The 19333-nt window shown below is 39.0% G+C and carries 16 protein-coding genes; 12 read left to right on the top strand and 4 right to left on the bottom strand.

Annotation, left to right across the window (positions count from 1 at the left end; genetic code table 11):
- Nucleotide 1 precedes the first annotated feature (1 nt).
- The 5 genes from BUA71_RS05860 to BUA71_RS05840 all read left to right on the top strand — a co-directional run bounded on the left by BUA71_RS05860 (nt 2) and on the right by BUA71_RS05840 (nt 8033).
- Nucleotides 2-3475, top strand: a complete 3474-nt coding sequence (locus BUA71_RS05860) for an efflux RND transporter permease subunit (RefSeq protein WP_072877665.1) — start codon at nt 2-4, stop codon at nt 3473-3475.
- A gap of 415 nt (nt 3476-3890) precedes the next feature.
- Nucleotides 3891-5639 (top strand): aspartate--tRNA ligase, encoded by a 1749-nt coding sequence (gene aspS, locus BUA71_RS05855; protein ID WP_072877663.1) that lies wholly within the window; start codon nt 3891-3893, stop codon nt 5637-5639.
- Nucleotides 5640-5699: 60 nt separating this feature from the next.
- Entirely contained in the window at nt 5700-7490 is a 1791-nt protein-coding gene (locus BUA71_RS05850; protein WP_072877661.1) for a chloride channel protein, read from the top strand.
- 3 nt (nt 7491-7493) lie between these two features.
- Nucleotides 7494-7733, top strand: coding sequence for a hypothetical protein (locus BUA71_RS05845; protein ID WP_072877659.1), 240 nt, complete (start codon nt 7494-7496; stop codon nt 7731-7733).
- 105 nt (nt 7734-7838) lie between these two features.
- Entirely contained in the window at nt 7839-8033 is a 195-nt protein-coding gene (locus BUA71_RS05840; protein ID WP_072877657.1) for a cold-shock protein, read from the top strand.
- 84 nt (nt 8034-8117) lie between these two features.
- Here BUA71_RS05840 and BUA71_RS05835 read toward each other — a convergent pair whose 3' ends face one another.
- The gene (locus BUA71_RS05835; RefSeq protein WP_072877655.1) at nt 8118-9077 is read right to left on the bottom strand and encodes an NAD-dependent epimerase/dehydratase family protein; all 960 of its coding nucleotides are present in this window, start codon (nt 9075-9077) and stop codon (nt 8118-8120) included.
- Nucleotides 9078-9576: 499 nt separating this feature from the next.
- On the opposite strand from BUA71_RS05835, the gene BUA71_RS05830 reads away from it, so the two are divergent.
- From BUA71_RS05830 to BUA71_RS05820, 3 genes are all read left to right on the top strand, one after another.
- Nucleotides 9577-10134: a hypothetical protein gene (locus tag BUA71_RS05830; RefSeq protein ID WP_072877653.1), complete on the top strand. Its 558-nt coding sequence runs from the start codon at nt 9577-9579 to the stop codon at nt 10132-10134.
- Nucleotides 10135-10210: 76 nt separating this feature from the next.
- Nucleotides 10211-10699, top strand: coding sequence for a nuclear transport factor 2 family protein (locus tag BUA71_RS05825; RefSeq protein ID WP_072877651.1), 489 nt, complete (start codon nt 10211-10213; stop codon nt 10697-10699).
- 220 nt (nt 10700-10919) lie between these two features.
- Nucleotides 10920-12989 carry a M13 family metallopeptidase gene (locus tag BUA71_RS05820; RefSeq protein WP_072877649.1) on the top strand — a complete coding sequence of 690 codons (2070 nt, stop codon included), beginning with the start codon at nt 10920-10922 and terminating at the stop codon, nt 12987-12989.
- Nucleotides 12990-13046: 57 nt separating this feature from the next.
- On the opposite strand, the gene BUA71_RS05815 is transcribed toward BUA71_RS05820, so the two are convergent.
- Together BUA71_RS05815 and BUA71_RS05810 are read right to left on the bottom strand one after the other, a co-directional pair.
- Entirely contained in the window at nt 13047-13409 is a 363-nt protein-coding gene (locus tag BUA71_RS05815) for a YraN family protein (protein WP_072877647.1), read from the bottom strand.
- 64 nt (nt 13410-13473) lie between these two features.
- On the bottom strand, nt 13474-14037 hold the full coding sequence (locus tag BUA71_RS05810; RefSeq protein ID WP_072877645.1) for a hypothetical protein: 564 nt from the start codon (nt 14035-14037) through the stop codon (nt 13474-13476).
- Nucleotides 14038-14267: 230 nt separating this feature from the next.
- On the opposite strand from BUA71_RS05810, the gene metG reads away from it, so the two are divergent.
- Nucleotides 14268-16355, top strand: a complete 2088-nt coding sequence (metG, locus tag BUA71_RS05805; RefSeq protein ID WP_072877643.1) for a methionine--tRNA ligase — start codon at nt 14268-14270, stop codon at nt 16353-16355.
- Nucleotides 16356-16406: 51 nt separating this feature from the next.
- Nucleotides 16407-17309 carry a histone deacetylase family protein gene (locus BUA71_RS05800; RefSeq protein ID WP_072877641.1) on the top strand — a complete coding sequence of 301 codons (903 nt, stop codon included), beginning with the start codon at nt 16407-16409 and terminating at the stop codon, nt 17307-17309.
- Between the two features lie 91 nt (nt 17310-17400).
- Here BUA71_RS05800 and BUA71_RS05795 read toward each other — a convergent pair whose 3' ends face one another.
- Nucleotides 17401-17730: a single-stranded DNA-binding protein gene (locus tag BUA71_RS05795; RefSeq protein WP_072877639.1), complete on the bottom strand. Its 330-nt coding sequence runs from the start codon at nt 17728-17730 to the stop codon at nt 17401-17403.
- 425 nt (nt 17731-18155) lie between these two features.
- Between BUA71_RS05795 and BUA71_RS05790 the strand changes: the two genes are divergently transcribed.
- Nucleotides 18156-18791 (top strand): hypothetical protein, encoded by a 636-nt coding sequence (locus BUA71_RS05790; RefSeq protein WP_072877638.1) that lies wholly within the window; start codon nt 18156-18158, stop codon nt 18789-18791.
- A gap of 145 nt (nt 18792-18936) precedes the next feature.
- Nucleotides 18937-19302, top strand: coding sequence for a cupin domain-containing protein (locus BUA71_RS05785; RefSeq protein ID WP_072877636.1), 366 nt, complete (start codon nt 18937-18939; stop codon nt 19300-19302).
- Nucleotides 19303-19333: the final 31 nt, after the last annotated feature.

Below are 19333 nucleotides of genomic sequence, written 5' to 3'. Positions count from 1 at the left end.
AATGAATTTAGATAGAGAATTTAAGCTTTCCTCCTGGGCGATCAACAATAAAATGACGGTATATGTAATTATTGCCATTATTATGATTGGTGGTCTTATGTCTTACTACAGTATGCCACGGGAGACCTTCCCCGAGGTGGTAGAGACTAAAATTTATGTAAGCTCCATAAACCCGGGTAACTCGGCCGAAGATGTTGAGAAATTTATCACCGAACCTTTAGAAGAAGAATTTAACGATGTTGCCGGGGTTAAAGAAATCACCTCTTCTACCTTTCAGGATTATTCTTTGGTAATTGTAGAATTTGAAGAAGATGTACAGGTAGAAAGTGCCAAAACCCAGATAAAGGATAAGGTAGATTTAGTAAAAGCAGAGACGACCTGGCCTACCCTGGATAACGGCGGCAAGGTAGAGCCCAATGTTTTCGATCTGAATATTTCAGAAGAAATGCCAATTCTAAATATCAATTTAACCGGTGACTACACAGTACAACAGTTAAAGGAATATGCAGAATATCTTCAGGATCGCATAGAATTGCTTCCACAAATAAAAGAAGCCAGTATTAGGGGAGCCGAAGAGATGGAAGTTGAGATTGCGGTAGATATTTATAAAATGACCGCTTCAAAAGTGAGTTTCTCCAATATTATTAACGCAATAAGTGCCGAAAACAGAACGATCTCTGGAGGAAATGTCATTACCAGCGGGGTACAAAAGAATATAAGGATTATTGGTGAAATTGAAGACCCCAGCGAATTAAAAGACGTAGTGGTAAAAAGAGAAGGCGGGAATATTTTTCTAAAAGATGTCGCCCAAATTAATTTTAGAGAAAAAGATGCCACAACTTTTGCCCGGGAATATGGCCAACCGGTGGTGATGCTTGATATTAAAAAGCGTGCCGGTAAAAATATGATTGAGGCGGTAGATGAAATTAAGGAAATTATAAAGAAAGAAGAGGAAGAATACCTGCCAGAAAGTTTGCATATTAGTCTTTCTAATGATCTTTCCACCAATACCAAAAGTCAGGTAGATGACCTGGTGAATAACATCATCTTTGGGGTGATTTTAGTGGTTTTGGTCTTGATGTTTTTCCTTGGATTTAGAAACGCATTATTTGTAGGAATTGCCATTCCCCTCTCTATGTTCCTCTCTTACATCATCCTTTCCAGTATGGGGTACACCCTAAATACCATGGTACTCTTTGCCCTGGTAATGGGACTGGGAATGCTGGTAGATAATGGTATTGTGGTTGTAGAAAATGTTTATACGCTAATGGACGAGGGCATGCCCAGAAAGCAAGCTGCCAAACAGGGACTTGGGGAAATCGCCTGGCCCATTATCGCTTCTACGGCAACTACTCTTGCGGCATTCTTTCCATTGGGACTCTGGCCGGGAATAATTGGTAGTTTTATGGTAATTTTCCCCATCACACTATCCATTGTTCTGGGCTCATCACTTTTCGTGGCGCTTATCATCAACTCTATGCTTACCTCGCAGTTTATGCGCACAGAGGAAGAAGAGTTCACTAAGAAGAAACTCATTAGAGTAAGCGGCGGCCTGGTAGCTTTTGGCGCAATTTTACTTGTTCTTGGTTTCGTAGTAGATGCCGGGGCACTTCGAGCATTAGGAAATATTCTAGTTCTCATCGCATTGTTACTATGGGCATATAAATATTTTATTTCCAGAGGTGTAGAATACTTCCAGACCAATGCGCTAAAAAAGATGGAGAACGCTTATGAGAAGACGCTAAAATATGCGCTACGCGGAAAAATGGCTTATGTATTTTTCTTCGGAACTTTAATTTTACTGGTGTTATCTTTTGTACTCATTGGCTTAGTGCAACCAAAAGTGTTGTTTTTCCCAGAAAATGAACCCAACCAGGTAATCACCTATATTGAATACCCTGAAGGTACCGATATTCATAAAACCAACGCGCTAGCAAAAAAAGTAGAGCAACGCATTATGGATGCCATTGAAATATATGAAGATGAAGATGGCTATAACTTCATGGTAGAATCTGCAATCTCCCAGGTGGGTGAAGGTGCAGGAAATCCGCAAACCGATGGCGGGCAGCAAAATGAAATGCCGCATAAAGCCAAAGTAACCCTTTCTATGCGGGAATTTAATGAAAGACGCGGCGTTAGCAGTAGCGAGGTGTTATCTATAGTTAGGGATGCAGTGCAAGGTTTTCCGGGAGCCTCTATTGTAGTAGAAAAAGATGCCGCCGGCCCACCAACCGGCTATCCCATTAATATTGAACTAAAGGGAGAGGATTATGAAAATCTACTTTCTGAAGCGGAAGATTTGCGATCTTACATCAACGAACTTAGTATCGCCGGGATTGAAGAGCTTAAGTTAGATGTTAACAAATCCAAACCCGAGTTAAGTGTAAAAGTAGATAGAAAGAAAGCAGGTCAACTTGGTGTCTCTACCTCCCAGGTGGGGCAAACGCTGCGTAGGGCCATCTATGGGGAGGAGATTTCTACTTATAAAGATGGTGAAGATGATTATGAGATAAATGTGCGTTTTGCAGATGAGTATCGTTACAATGAAAACATCCTGTTTAATCAACCCATTACTTTTAAAGATCAAAATACCGGGGAGTTAATTCAGGTGCCTATTTCGTCGTTAGTTACTAAAGAATCCTCATCGTCGTTTAGTTCTATTAAACGAAAAGACCTAAAAAGGGTAATTACGCTTTACTCTAATGTGCTACAGGGATATAATGGAAATGAAATTGTAGGTCAGTTAAAATCGGCTTTAAAAAATTATGAACTTCCGAAGGATATCGATTTAAAATTTACCGGGGAACAGGAGGAACAGGAAGAGAATATGGACTTCCTGGTAAAAGCCCTGCTCATTGCTCTTGGTGGAATATTGCTTATCCTGGTAGCTCAATTTAACTCTATCTCCAAACCTATCATTATTATTATGGCGGTAGTACTTAGTTTGGTAGGCGTATTCCTTGGATTGATCATTTTTCAAATGGACTTTATCATAATTATGACGATGATGGGAATTATTTCCCTTGCTGGTATTGTGGTAAACAACGCCATTGTTTTGATAGATTATACCCAAATACTCATAGATCGTAAAAAACGCGATCTTAATTTAGACGACGATGACCTTCTAACCAAACCTCAATATTTTGATGTTATTGTGAGAGGCGGTAGATCCAGGTTGCGCCCGGTATTGCTTACCGCGATTACTACCGTGCTTGGTTTAATTCCGCTTGCGGTAGGATTAAATATAGATTTCTTTAGCTTGTTTATAGATTATGATCCCCAGGTATTTATTGGGGGAGATAACGTAATCTTTTGGGGACCATTGGCCTGGACGGTGATCTTCGGATTGGTATTTGCCACTTTCTTAACCCTAATTGTGGTACCGGTGATGTTCTACCTGGTAAACCGGGCGAAAGTAAAAACCGCAAATAAACGGAAAGCGAGGAAGCAACGGAAATTGGAAGCGAGAGCTTAAAGCTAAAAAACCTGAGGTTTAAACTTCAGGTTTTTTTAGTTTTAATTTTTCAGGATTCTTTGAAGAATTTCAGAAGTCATTATTACTAATACATTGATGTCAGATAAAAATATTACCAAATAGCACGTTCTCTTTTATAATAGAGCCTAACAGCGATCTCATAATTACCCTCATTGCTAATTGAAATCTTTAAAGGGTTGTTGAAGAATAATATATATGAAAGATTACAATTATTAGCTAGTTACAATTTAGTCTTTTTTCTTTTTTCTTGCAGCCCCGAACTTTCGGGGATCTTGGTTCTTTACCGGACAATAGTGATTACTAATATTTACTGTGCCAATTTTTACACGCCTATTTTAGCGGCAAACCCATAAGAACTTCTTACTTTTGCGCTACTAAAAATTTCAGCGATATTATGTATAGAAGTCATACCTGCGGAGAATTAAATGCGTCCTCAATAGGACAGGAAGTACAACTTTCTGGATGGGTTCAAAAAATTAGGGATAAAGGTTTTATGGTTTGGGTAGATCTACGCGATCGATATGGAATCACCCAACTTATTTTCGATGAAGAACGCTCTTCTAAAGTACTTATGGAAAAAGCCCAGAAACTGGGCAGGGAGTTTGTGATACAGGTTTCTGGAGAAGTGATAGAACGCGAATCAAAGAATCCCAATATTCCAACCGGGGAGATCGAAGTTTTAGTAGCTGAAGTTAATATCCTTAACACCTCCCTTACCCCTCCTTTTACTATTGAAGAAGATACCGATGGCGGAGAAGATCTAAGAATGAAGTACCGTTACCTGGATCTTAGGAGAAATCCTGTAAAAAACAAACTGAAATTTAGACATAAAGTAGGAATGGAAGTTAGGAATTACCTTTCTAATCAGGATTTTATAGAAGTAGAAACTCCATATTTAATAAAATCTACGCCAGAAGGTGCCCGCGACTTTGTGGTACCAAGCCGTATGAACGAGGGGCAATTTTATGCCCTGCCACAATCGCCACAAACTTTTAAGCAATTGCTTATGGTGGGCGGAATGGATAAATACTTTCAAATCGTAAAATGCTTTAGGGATGAAGACCTTCGCGCAGACAGGCAACCGGAGTTCACCCAAATTGACTGTGAGATGGCCTTTGTAGAGCAGGAAGATATCCTGAATATATTTGAAGGTTTAACCAGGCATTTGCTGAAAGAGATCAAAAATGCTGAAGTAGATAAATTCCCCAGAATAACTTATGCTGAAGCCATAGAGAAATACGGTAATGACAAACCAGACATAAGATTTGGGATGGAATTTGCCGAATTAAATGAACTGGCCAAAAACAAAGGTTTTAATGTTTTTGATCAACAGGAATTAGTTGTGGGAATCGCAGTTCCCGGTGCAGCTTCTTACACCAGAAAACAGATAGACAAGCTTATTTCCTGGGTAAAAAGACCACAGGTAGGCGCTAACGGACTCGTTTGGGCAAAGTATAATGACGATGAGACTTTAAAATCTTCAGTAGATAAATTTTATTCAGAAGATGATTTAAAATCCTGGGCAGAAGCCACAAATGCAAATCCGGGAGACCTTATTCTTCTGATGGCCGGAGAAGTCAATAAAACCAGAACTCAACTAAGTGCGTTGCGTATGCATTTGGGCAACGAGCTGGGACTTAGAAAGCCAGATGAATTTGCTCCTCTTTGGGTAGTAGATTTTCCGCTTTTGGAATGGGATGAAGAGACACAGCGTTACCACGCTATGCACCATCCGTTTACTTCACCAAAAGAAGAAGACTTTGCCTTACTGGAAACCGAACCCGGGAAAGTTAGGGCCAATGCCTATGATCTTGTTTTAAACGGAAATGAGATTGGCGGTGGTTCTATTAGGATTCACAATAAAGAAACCCAGGCCAAAATGTTCGATTATTTAGGTTTTACTCCAGAGGAAGCTAAAGCGCAATTTGGCTTTTTAATGGATGCTTTTCAATATGGAGCGCCACCTCACGGTGGTATCGCCTTTGGTTTTGACAGGCTGGTAGCTATTCTTGGTGGCCAGGAAAGCATTAGGGATTTTATTGCATTTCCTAAAAACAATGCGGGGCGTGATGTGATGATAGATGCACCTGCAGAATTAGATGAAGCTCAATTGAAAGAACTTCATCTTCAGGTAAAATTATAAACAACAAGGCATCCTGGTGACTCACTGGGATGCTGCATCTTTACTTAAATTATTTTAAATGTGAGCACTAAAGCTACAAAACTGGTCTTTAAGGTTTCAGAATGGAGCAACCGACACCTAAGTCATCAACAATTCCTGATGATCTTAAGTGCTATTATTGGTTTTACCGCTGGTTTGGGCGCTGTAGTGATTAAAAACCTCACCCATTATATTCAGGGTTTATTAGAAGGAAACCTAATTATAAATTTTCATCACGCTTTTTATTTTATATTTCCGGTAATTGGTTTAAGTCTTACGTTTTTCGTCATTAAATATATTTTTAAAAAAGATATTGGGCATGGGATACCTTCTACGCTATACGCTATTTCCCGGCGCAAAGGAATTATGCGTTCGTTCCAGATGTATGCTTCCATAATCACCGCCCCCTTAACCGTTGGCTTTGGAGGTTCGGTAGGACTGGAAGGCCCCACAGTTGCCACGGGTTCTTCGCTTGGTTCTAATATTTCGAGGTTCTTTAAAATGAACCAGAGCTCACGCACCTTATTAATTGGTTGTGCGGCGGCCGGTGCGATGTCCTCTATTTTTAAAGCACCAATTGCCGCTATTATTTTTGCGATAGAAGTTTTTAGTTTGGACCTCACCTTAATATCCATGGTGCCTTTACTTATAGCTTCTGTATCTGCCATACTTACCTCCTACTTCTTTTTTGGCTCCGATACTATTTTACCCTTTCAGCTTCAGGATAACTTTAGCTTTTCTGAAGTACCATTTTATATATTTCTGGGAGTACTTGCGTCTGGCTGTTCTATGTATTTCACTTATATCTATTTTAAAATTAGTGATGCTTTTAAAAGAATAGACTCTCTATATTACCGGCTTTTATTTGGTGGATTGGGGCTTGGTGTCCTTATTTATTTTATTCCTCCGCTTTACGGGGAAGGTTATGGAGTTATTAATAATCTTTTATCTGAAAATTATCTGGAAGCACTGGGCACTAACTTTTTTAACGCTTACTTAGATAATATCTGGATTGTAATAGTTTTACTTGCAGGGCTGGTGCTCTTCAAAATTTTTGCCACGGCACTCACATTTGGTGCAGGCGGAATTGGCGGTATTTTTGCCCCTGTACTTTTTATGGGAAGCGCCATGGGACATTGTTTTGCACTAATTGTAAATAACCTGGGGATTCTTAAAAATCCCATTTCGGTAAGCAGTTTTACTATGGTTGGTATGGCCGGTTTAATGGCTGGAGTGCTTCACGCCCCACTCACCGCAATTTTCTTAATTGCCGAGCTTACCGGCGGTTATGAATTGTTCGTTCCGCTTATGATCACTGCAGCGATCTCTTACACCATCACCAATCAGTTTCAGGAACATTCGGTTTATACCATGGAGCTTGCAAAGCGTGGCGACCTCTTAACGCATAACAAAGATCAAACTGTACTCACCTTACTGAATATAAAGAATTTAGTAGAGAAAAACTTTGTGCCTTTAGAAATTACAAAAAACCTTGGCGATGTAATTCACGAGGGAGTGATAAAATCTTCCCGTAATATTTTTCCCGTTATCGATGAAAATCGTAACTTTTTGGGAATTCTTTTATTAGACGACATTAGACCTATAATGTTCGATCAAAAAATGTATGAAGAAGTTGAAGTAAGCGATATCATGCAACGGGCTCCAGAAATAATTGACATCAATAAAGACCGGCCAAAGGCAATAATGAGCAAATTTCAGGAGACTAATGCCTGGAACCTGCCGGTTGTGGACAACGGAAAATATATTGGTTTTATTTCTAAATCTAAGATGCTTACCGCTTACCGACAAAAATTAATTGAAGTAACCGTATAAATTATGAATACCGTTTTAAAGATTTTGGGAATTTTAATCCTTATAGCATTGGGAACAGGTTTTTATTACCGGACTTTTGAAGATGTACTACTGGGGGATCGCATCATTGGTATCGCTGTACTTGCCAGTGCTTTTGTTTTAATGCCTATTTTCCTCTATGTGAGATGGAAAGGAAAAAAGCTAAAAGACTACACGCTTACCAAGGAAAATATGGACAAAATGAAGGATCGGGGTATAGATTAAATGTTGGTTTTAAAAGACTTTCAAAATAAAAACCATTTTCTTGCGGTCGCTTCAATTATATTATGCTAACTTTGCCACTTATTAATTATTTATTTTTTTATTACAATGGAAGGTACAGTTAAATTTTTTAATGAGTCTAAAGGATACGGATTCATAACCAACGACGAAACAGGAAGAGACATCTTCGTACACGTAACCGGATTAGATGGCGAAAGTCTTAACGAAGGTGACAAAGTGGAGTACGTTGAAGTAGAAGGAAGAAAAGGAGTTAACGCTGCAGAAGTACGCGTTATAGAATAATATATATTATCCTATTCAAGAACTGTAAAAGCCGCTTTTTAAAAAGCGGCTTTTTTTATTTTCTGTTTAAAAGAATATTTGCGATTAAATTTTAGCAGCAAATTGTGCTTTTACCCCGGCAAGCATTTCTTTTACAACACTTTGCAAATCGAAGTCATGCTCCCATCGCCAGTCTTCCCTTGCCTGCGAATCATCTATGCTGGAAGGCCAGGTACCGGCGATTTCCTGTCTAAAATCTGGCGCGTAATCTATCTTAAAATCTGGAATTTCCTTTTTAATAGCTTCAGCAAGAATTTTTGGCGTAAAACTTAAAGCCGAAAGATTATAGGAAGAACGCACTCTAATCGTTTCAGTAGGTGCTTCCATAATATCTATGGTTGCTTTTATGGCGTCATTCATATACATCATGGGCAACGAGGTGTTTTCACTTAAAAATGAGGTATAGGTTTTATTTTTAAGTGCCTCGTGGAAAATTTCTATGGCATAATCTGTAGTACCACCACCGGGTAGGGTTTTATAACTAATAATCCCGGGATACCTCATACTTCTTACATCTACCCCATATTTATCGTGGTAATATTTACACCATCTTTCCCCGGTCTGTTTACTAATCCCATAAACGGTACTGGGCTCCATAATGGTGGTTTGTGGCGTTTGTTCCTTTGGGGTAGTAGGACCAAAAACTGCAATACTGGAAGGCCAGAATACTTTTTTTATTTTCTTGTCTTTAGCAAGGTTTAGTATATGAAAAAGAGAATCCATATTGAGGTTCCAGGCTTTCATAGGCGCTTTTTCTGCAGTTGCACTTAGCATAGCCGCCATGAGATAAACCTCACTAACCTTATATTTATCAATTACAGTTTCAATAAGCCTCCCATCTGTTGCATCTATAGTTTCAAAAGGACCAGACTGCATCAATTCTTCATTGCCTTCTCTAATATCGCTGGCAACAACCTGCTCATTACCATAATTCTCCCGCAATTTTAAGGTTAATTCGGTTCCAATTTGCCCACAAGCTCCTATAATTAAAATTTTTCCGGCCATTGTATTATTTTTTCCGCAAATATATTTATTTAAACAGAGCTAAGGCTAACGAAATCCCCGAAAACTACGTTTCTATTTTCAATATTGCCCGATTTAAAGAAATAATCCCGATGGCCATCAAGACGATGTTTAAAAAAAGAGAAAGACTAAATTGTAACTAATTAAAAACCTTTATTCTTCAGAAATAATATTGTTCAATTAATTCATTGTTTTGCAGTTTTGTAAATAGCACGGGGAATAATTGTGAAATCGCTTTGAGCTCTTGCTATAAAAGAAAGGTTACTAATTAATTTGTCTTTACCGGACATCAACAACGCTTCTAAATCAACAACCTCGACCCAAGGGTGCGAGGTATGCTTCCGAAAAAGCTCTTTTATTTCGAGGCAAGCCCCGGGGAATTAAACCCTTGGCTATCGCCCCGCGATTAAAAATTAGCGACAGAAAATGAAGGTTTGAGAAAATTATTGCTCCTGTTTGAATTTAGATTAACTTTGTTAGTATGAAAAAACTGGTTTTTAGTTTTGTTGTGCTTCTCTACTCCTGTGGTGAAAAGTCTGCTAGTGATGAAATGTCGTACTCTTCTCTAGATTCTACCACATTAAGCCAGCCTATACCTTCAACAAGGGAAGAGGTGAATTTATTGCCAGAAGCCAGGGAGCAGGCTCTGGAATGGTTGGCATATATAGCTGCTCAAAATGAAATAGACAAACTAAAAGGTGCCAGCCTTGGCGAGACAATAGAAAGTGCCAGGCCATTGGCCCAAATTATGGAAAGCCTGCGCAATACAGTGCCAGATTCTTTAGACTCTAAAGCTGTACATGCCCGCCTTAGTGTTATTTTAACCAAGGCAAAAACTTTAGAGCAACTGGCCTATAGACGAAAATTAGATGCTGAAAAAATTACAAGAACCGCGAGTGAAATTCCCACGGAATTCAACAATTTTAAAATTCAGCTCAATGAACTATTCCTTAAAACACTGGAAGAATTTGAAGCCGAACTAGACAGGTTTGAAGTTGAAAGGGATAGCATTCCTGCCGATAGCCTGTTTGTAGATTAAACTCCTTGGATGCACCTCCAGGTGCACTATAAATATAAAGACAAATCTCGATTATCGAGTATTCAAACCTATTTTAATGCAAAAAATTGTTTTCTTTTTTATCGCCAGTTTATTTAGCATAAATATTGCAGCCCAGCAAAATGTTGAAATAAACAGCGTTTTAGACCAGTGGCACCAGGCAGCAGCAGAGGCCAATTTTAAAAAGTACTTTAGTCTTATGACAAAAGATGGTGTTTTTATTGGCACCGATGCTACAGAGAACTGGCAAAACGAAGCCTTTAAAAAATTTGCAAAACCTCATTTTGATAAAGGTAAAGCCTGGAGTTTTGAGACTTTAGAACGAAATATTTACACTAGCGAGAATACCAAAATCGCCTGGTTTGATGAGCTATTAATTACGCAAATGGGAATTTGTCGTGGTTCTGGCGTTTTGGAAAAGACTGGAAATGACTGGAAAATTGCGCATTACGTATTATCTATTACGATTCCCAACGAAGATGTACAGGCTGTGACCAAGATGAAGAAGAAATTCGACAAAAATTTAATAAATACGTATAAAAAGTGATTATAAAACCAAACTACACTATTAATTTTATTTTTGGGTGCTTTTGTAGCAATCGTGCAAGAAATTACAACACTTAATTTAGTATTATAATTCAAGTCATTAACGAAAACGGTATATCTAAAAACAGGGCAAACCTATAAAGCTTAATTAAAAAGAAGAATCGCCACATATACTGTTTTTTAGTATTTTAGCATCAAAATTTTAATAATTCAAACCACACATGAAAAAAGCAACTAAAGTATTTTTTCTATCGGCTCTTGGCATTGCCGGTCTCACGAGCTGCCAAAACGATAAAAAAGAGACTAAAGAAAAAGAAACCATCCACGGCATCAATATGGCCTATATGGATACTACCGTTTCCCCACAGGACGACTTTTTCCGTTATGTAAACGGAAAATGGGTAGATTCTACTGAAATTCCTTCAGATCAAACTACCTGGGGAAGTTTTATGGAACTAAGGGACCGAACAGATGAAAACGCCCTTGCATTATTGGAAGGTGCATCAAACAACGACAGTTTAGACCTTTCCAGCGACCAAGCAAAAGCGGTACAGCTTTACAACACGATTATGGATACCGCAAGCCGAAATAAACACGGAGTAAAACCGGTAAAGCCTTACCTGGATAAAGTTGATGCCATAGAAAACAAAGAAGATTTACAAAATTTCCTTACCGAAATGCAGGAATATGGTGGTGCAGGCTTTTTCTCTTTTGGAGTTCGTGCCGATGCTAAAAACAGCAATATGAACGCCGCTTACCTTTATCCAGCAGGTTTAGGCTTGCCAGACAGGGATTACTATGTTGCCAATGATTCCGATTCTAAAGAAAAACGAGAAAAATACAAGGAGCACATTACCAGAATGCTTCAGTATATAGATTATTCGGAAGAAGAAGCGGCAGATGCGGCAAAAAGAATCCTTGCTTTTGAAACTAATCTTGCAGAACCTCGGCTAGATAAAGTTGAGCGCCGAGATGCCCGTAAAACCTACAATCCGAAGACTGTTTCTGAACTTCAAAAAATGGCTCCGGCTATTGAGTGGAGTACCTATTTTAACGATATAGGTGCAAAAGACCTGGATACCATCATTGTTTCTCAACCTAAATATATAGAGGCAATGCAACAGGTTTTCGCAAAAAATAATGTAGAAGATTGGAAAGATTATTTAAAATGGAGCATTTTCAACGATGCTGCTGGAACACTTTCTACAGAAATTGAAACCGCCAATTGGGAATTTTACAACAAAACCCTTCGCGGTGCACAAGAGCAGCGTCCTAGAAAAGAACGTGCCTTAAAAACGGTAAACAGAACTGTAGGTGAAGCGCTTGGAAAATTGTATGTAGAAGAACATTTCCCGGCCGAAGCAAAAGATAAAGCCCAGGAAATGATATCCAACCTCATTAAAGCTTACGAGAGCCGAATAGACAATTTGAGCTGGATGGATGAAAAAACCAAAGAAAAAGCCAAAGAGAAATTAAGCACTACCACCATTAAAGTGGGCTATCCAGATGATTGGAAAGATTATAGCGATCTTGAAATTGTAGCTGTTGAAGATGATGGTTCTTATTTCCAAAATATGATGAATGCCAGCAAATGGCGCGTAGCCGATAATATGGCAGACCTTGGACAACCCGTTGATAAAACCGAATGGTTTATGCCCCCACAAACTGTGAACGCTTATTACAACCCAAGCTATAACGAAATTGTATTCCCGGCCGCTATTTTGCAGCCTCCATTCTATGATTACAAAGCCGATGCTGCTGTTAATTACGGTGGAATTGGCGCTGTAATTGGTCACGAAATTTCGCACGGTTTTGATGATAGTGGTGCTAGATTTGATGCTGAAGGAAACCTGAACAACTGGTGGACAGATAAAGACCTGGAAAAATTTGAAGCCTTAGGAAAAGACCTGGCAGATCAATACAGCAATATTGAAGTTCTGGACAGTGTTTATATTAACGGACAATTTACCCTGGGTGAAAATATTGGTGACCTTGGTGGTGTTAATGCTGCTTACGACGGACTTCAAATTCATCTTAAAGAACACGGAAATCCAGGTAAGATTGATGGTTATACTCCAGAGCAACGTTTCTTCCTATCCTGGGCCACCGTTTGGAGAACAAAAATGCGCGATGAGGCTTTAAAAAACAAAATTAAAACCGATCCACATTCCCCGGGAATGTACCGCGCTTATGTACCGCTTCAAAATATAGACGCATTTTACACCGCATTCGATATTAAAGAAGGTGATGAGATGTATGTAGCTCCAGAAGACAGAGTAAAGATCTGGTAATAAGATTTCTTGAATATATAGTCCTCACTGGTCTCAGAGACCTGTGAGGACTTTTTTTTACTCAAAATGATAAAAAGCATCTTCCAAATGCTGCACCTGTATCCCGGCTTTATTTTTAATGATCGCCACTATATCAAATCGCGTTTCCAGGTCCAGGTTATTATCATTGAGAAAAAAATCGGCAGCCTTTACAAGCTGCCTGATTTGTTTAGGCTTTACAAAACTTTGGGGATCTCCAAAATCTGGAGTACTACGTGTTTTCACCTCTACTACTACCAAAGTATTGGTGATCCTGGCTAAAATATCTATTTCTGCTTTATTATGAACATAATTTTTAGCAAGAATTTTATACCCCTTTTTTACAAGATGGTTTTCTGCCAGGCGTTCCCCAAATTCTCCCAAAGCATTGTGCTGTGCCATTTAGAAATTTAGAATTTATTGGGCAATTGTCTATTAAGGGATTTTCAGTAATTATAGAAAACTTTTATTCCACCAACATAATACTGGTTACCTTAAGATTAAGCGCTTTTATTTCATCTGAAGTTGCTTTTACAATGCGATCTCCGTAATACTTATTGGCCACCTGATCTCCCGGAGCTAAAAAGACACGTATACCGGAATCTTCCAGCTCACCTTCATTCCACATTACGGCACCGCCATAATCCCAGCCAAAGCCATAGAAAGAGATTTCTTTTTTATTAAGCTTGTTTAAAGCTTCATAAGTAGTCCCAATTTTAATCCCTTTTTTAGTTTTCCATTTACCGTCTTTAGAAAACCGGATATCGTGTATTTTGGTGCGGTCACTGTCCTTCCATGTAACATGAAGCTCATTTGGAGTATCGGGATACAACACACTAAAGGCGCGTTCTACACTTCCTTCCTCAAACATTCCCGAGTCCTCATAGATATTGGCCTCGGGGTAAGTTTTGGCAAGTTCTTCGGCATTCATATCCTTAATATTTTCTGCGAAAAACCTATCTTTAGATACATTTTTATTTCCGCAGGCCGCAAGTGTTATCAGCGCAATAAGTACAAAGATCTTTTTCATAAATTGGTGTATTGGTTTTATAAAATCGCGTAGCCTGTATTCAGTTTATATTGAACTTAGCGCTACACTAAATTTATTGGTTAGTTCTCAATTTCAGAAGAAAAACTTCCTAAGAATTTTGAAAAATTAAAATTAGAAACTATTACAAGACCGTCCACGTGTTTTACAAGAATTTAACGCCTATTTTTATGGAGTTGCTTACCTTTACAGCTTCATAAAATTTAAAGTAAATGAGCAATTCTCCAGAGCGATACACGATTACCGCAGCATTACCATACACCAACGGACCTATTCATATTGGGCACCTCGCCGGGGTTTATGTCCCCGCCGATATCTACGCGCGCTATTTGCGAATGCAGGGAAATGATGTGGCTTTTGTATGCGGAAGCGATGAGCACGGAGTACCAATTACCATAAAAGCAAAAAAAGAAGGCGTTACCCCCCAGGATATTGTCGATAAATACGACGGAATAATAAGGGAATCCTTCAAAGAGTTTGGGATTTCTTTCAATAATTATTCCCGAACCTCAGCAAAAGTTCATCACGATACTGCTTCAGAATTTTTCAAGACAATGTATGAAAACGGAAAGTTTATTGAAGAAACGACCAAGCAGTTATACGATGATAAAGCCGGGCAGTTTTTGGCTGATAGGTTTGTAACCGGTACATGCCCAAAGTGTGGCAATGAAGAAGCTTATGGTGACCAATGTGAGAGTTGTGGCACTTCGCTAAATGCCACAGACCTTATCAATCCCAAATCGGCAATTACCGGAGAGGTGCCGTCTTTGAAAGAAACACGACACTGGTTTTTACCTTTAGACCAATACCAGGAGTGGCTGGATGAATGGATTGTAAAAGGCCACGCTCACGACTGGAAAAGCAATGTACACGGCCAGGTAAAGTCCTGGTTAAATGACGGTTTGCGCGCCCGTGCGGTAACCCGCGATCTCGATTGGGGAATTCCCGTGCCTGTTGAAGGTGGCGACGGAAAGGTGCTCTACGTATGGTTTGACGCACCAATTGGCTATATTTCTTCTACAAAAGAATGGGCCGAACGAGAAGGAAAGGACTGGAAACCTTATTGGAAAGACGAAAACACCAGGCTTATCCATTTTATTGGTAAAGATAATATTGTATTTCACTGTATTATTTTCCCGGTAATGCTTAAAGCACATGGCGAGTTTATTTTACCGGAGAATGTACCGGCAAACGAATTCCTTAACCTGGAAGGCAAAAAATTATCTACCTCCAAAAATTGGGCGGTTTGGTTACACGAGTACCTTGAAGACTTTCCCCATAAACAGGACGTTTTACGTTACGCTTTAACCGCCAATGCACCTGAAACTAAAGACAACGATTTTACCTGGAAGGATTTCCAGGCGCGAAACAACAATGAATTAGTGGCCATTTTTGGTAATTTTATAAACCGCGTAGTGGTACTTACCAATAAATATTACTCGGGAATAGTTCCAAAACCAAACGAATATTCTGAAGTTGACGAGCAAACCATTGCCGAGCTAAAGGCTTATCCCGCCGTTATTGCCAGTTCTATTGAAAAATACCGCTTTAGGGAAGCCCAGGCAGAACTTATGAACCTGGCGCGTTTGGGCAATAAATACCTGGCCGATGAAGAACCCTGGAAACTAATTAAAACAGATGAAGAACGGGTGAAAACCGTGATGTATGTGGCCTTGCAAATTGCTTCTGCCCTGGCTACATTAAGTGAACCTTTCTTACCGTTTTCTTCAGCGAAACTTCAAAAGATGCTCAACTTCACCGATGCAGAGAGCAAACTTTCTGGCGAGGAATATTCGCAATGGGATAAGATAGCTACCCGGGACTCCCTGCTCCCCGGTGGACATCAAATTGGAAAAGCAGAACTACTTTTTAGCAAGATAGAAGATAAAGAAATTGAAAAACAATTGGATAAATTGGAAGCTACAAAAACAGCTAACGCCGCGGCAGACAAAGAAGTAGAACCACAAAAAGAAACTGCTTCTTTTGAAGATTTCACTAAAATGGACCTTCGTGTAGGTACCATCATAGAAGCTCATAAAATGCCAAAAACCAAAAAATTAATGGTAATTAAAGTGGATACCGGTCTCGATAAAAGAACGGTAGTTTCCGGAATTGCCGAGCATTATAAAGCGGAAAACATTCTAGGTAAAAAAGTAACTGTTTTAGCCAATCTAGCCCCAAGAAAATTAAGGGGTGTTGCCAGCGAGGGAATGATCCTAATGACAGAAAATGCCCAGGGAAAATTGGTCTTCGTAAATCCCGATGAAGACGGGGTGGAACCAGGTGCAACGATAAATTAGGTCTCGTCTGAACCGGTAAGGAGAAGCCGAAATACTCGAACTGACAGGAAAATGCTCAAAATCGCCTACCATCCACGTTACAATCACCCCTTACCGCCGGGACATCGTTTCCCTATGGAGAAATATGAACTTTTGCCTAAACAGTTGTTGTACGAAGGAACCTGTAGCGAAAAGAACTTTTTTAAACCCGATTTCGCTTCGGAAGAATATATTCTTAACGTCCACGATACAGATTATTTTAACCGACTTAAAAACTTAGAATTAAGTAAAAAAGAAATCAGGCAGAGTGGTTTTCCACTTTCAAAGGAGCTTGTGGATCGGGAGATGATTATTGCCGGTGGCACCATAAAAAGTGTGCTTTATTCTTTGGAAAACGGGATTTCCTTTAACATTGCCGGGGGAACGCACCACGCTTATACCGATAGAGCCGAAGGGTTTTGCCTCCTGCATGACCAGGCGATAGCTGCCCGTTATCTTCAGCAACATAAATTGGCACAGAAAATCCTGATCGTCGATTTGGATGTACACCAGGGAAATGGCACTGCCGAGATATTTCAAGATGATCCTTCGGTCTTTACTTTTTCTATGCACGGAAAAGGAAATTATCCATTTAAAAAGGAACAATCTGACTTAGACATTGAAGTTCCCGATGGTAGTGGTGATGCCACCTACTTAAAATTACTAAAGGACACTTTACCAGGTTTAATAGAACAAGAGAATCCAGACTTTATCTTTTACTTAAGCGGAGTTGATATTTTGGAAACCGACAAGCTTGGCCGACTTTCCTGCAGTATCAATGGATGCAAAGAACGCGACAGATTTGTGCTACAAACCTGTCACGACCTTGAAATTCCCGTGCAATGTAGTATGGGTGGTGGCTATTCTAAAGAAATACGGTTTATTATTGATGCCCACGCGAATACCTACAGATTGGCTAAAGAAATTTATTTTTAAAAGCCCATCCCCCTGCCCCCTTCCCAATGGGAAGGGGAGTTAACTTCAGAACTAACTTTAGCTCTTTTTTTCGAGAAGTATGGTGAAAAAATTACTTCAAAAGTAAAAGCTCATTGCAAACTACTTCGGTAATATAACGTTTTGCGCCATTTTTATCATCCCAACTGCGATTGGTGAGTCTCCCTTCTATCCCAAGCTGCTTACCTTTATTTACATATTTTTCTACCAGCTCTGCGGTCTTTCCCCAGGCAATAATATTGTGCCAATGCGTATTCTCTTTTCGTTCCCCGCCCCCGTTTGTATAACTTTCATTAGTCGCTATAGAGAATTTCGCTAGTTTTTTACCAGATTCCAGGTTTACGATCTCGGGCTCCTGTCCCACATGTCCAATTAACTGTACTTTGTTTCTAATAGTGCTCATAACAGAATCATTTAATAAAGTTGAAAATCGTTAGTTCATTTCAACAGTACAAACATAGCTGCAGCTTGCATTATTAATCGTCTGGTAATTATTTGTTTACGTTTATAGACGTTTGGAAACGTTTGTAAATGATTATTTTTAATAAATTACGCAACCTTTTTATGATTTAGCATCTAATTAACAACTAAACCAACATAAAATTAAATGAGAAAAATAGTCAGCCTTTACAGATAACATTTTTAGATCTGGTTTTGGCATTCGCTATCGGTTTTTAAAGGAATAAAATCTAATTTATTCAATATTAAATAGGGAAAAGCTAAAATCAAAGGCTTTGCGCTCTCTGTGCTCTACTTAGCGAGCTTTGGATGAAAATTCGGGGTTAAAGATTGTAAATTTCACTAAGAAATCATTTCTTGTAATAAAAAATGTCACAAGAAGAACCAAAAGTATGGTATGCTTGCTATGGCTCCAATTTATTAAAGGAACGCTTTAGCTGTTATATTGGCGGTGGTCAGCCGGCTAATGCAAAAAGGGTTTACCCCGGTTGCACCAATAAAACCCTACCTAAAGAATCTAAGAGAATCATTATAAATAGGGAGCTTTATTTCGCAAAATCCTCCAAAACCTGGAGCGGTGGTGGTGCCGGATTCATAAAATCTAATTACGAAGACAATGTAGAAACCCTGGGTAGGATGTACCTTATTACCGAGCAGCAATTTGTTGATTTGGTGCAACAGGAAATAAAATTTGAGGGCCATTTCGACATAGATCTTAAAAAAGTGATTCGGGAGGGCTTTTTAGATATGAAAAACAACTCGTGGTATGGCCAGATTATTTATTTGGGCAATGAAGATAGCTACCCCATCTACACCTTTACCAACGAAGATTATTTGGCAGATGACATAAACGCCCCACACGAGTTTTATTTAAAAATCATTATTGAAGGACTCAAAGAGACTTATGCGATGAACAATGCTGAAATAGAGACTTACCTAAAAGAGAAAGAAGGTATTAAAGGATTCCCTATCGCAAATAAATTAGCTGAAATCATTAAAAACTGAAACGATTTTCAATTAATCAAACTGAATATCCTGAGAGACCTCACAGTCCCGATAGCTATTCGGGATCAAAAAACCTGTGAGGTCTGGCTTAATGGGAGTTTCCATATTTTATGAATAAAAACGGATACAATTTAATCGAAAAGATATGATTGAAGAAATAATAAACCTTAATGAAAAGTTTGAGCTTTTTAATGAACATTGGACACCCAAAATTGTTGGTGAACTTAACGGACAACAGGTGAAGTTAGCCAAATTGAAAGGTGAGTTTGTGTGGCATAACCATAGAGAAGAGGACGAAATGTTCCTGGTTATTAAAGGAAGCATGCAAATTCAATTTAAGGATAAGAAAATTCATTTAAATGAAGGCGAAATGTATATTGTGCCTCGTAGCGTAGAGCATAAGCCCATAGCAGCAAAGGAAGCCTGGGTTTTACTTTTTGAACCGAAATCTACCAAACATACCGGCGCAATAAAGGATAAAATGAGCGTTGAGAAACAAGAGTGGATTTAATACTTTATATTTTATGTTATTCGAAATCGCT

This window comes from Salegentibacter echinorum, assembly GCF_900129445.1.
GTDB lineage: Bacteria > Bacteroidota > Bacteroidia > Flavobacteriales > Flavobacteriaceae > Salegentibacter > Salegentibacter echinorum.
Note: the sequence above shows the minus strand (reverse complement) of the source record. Positions and strands in the feature narration are given on the sequence as shown.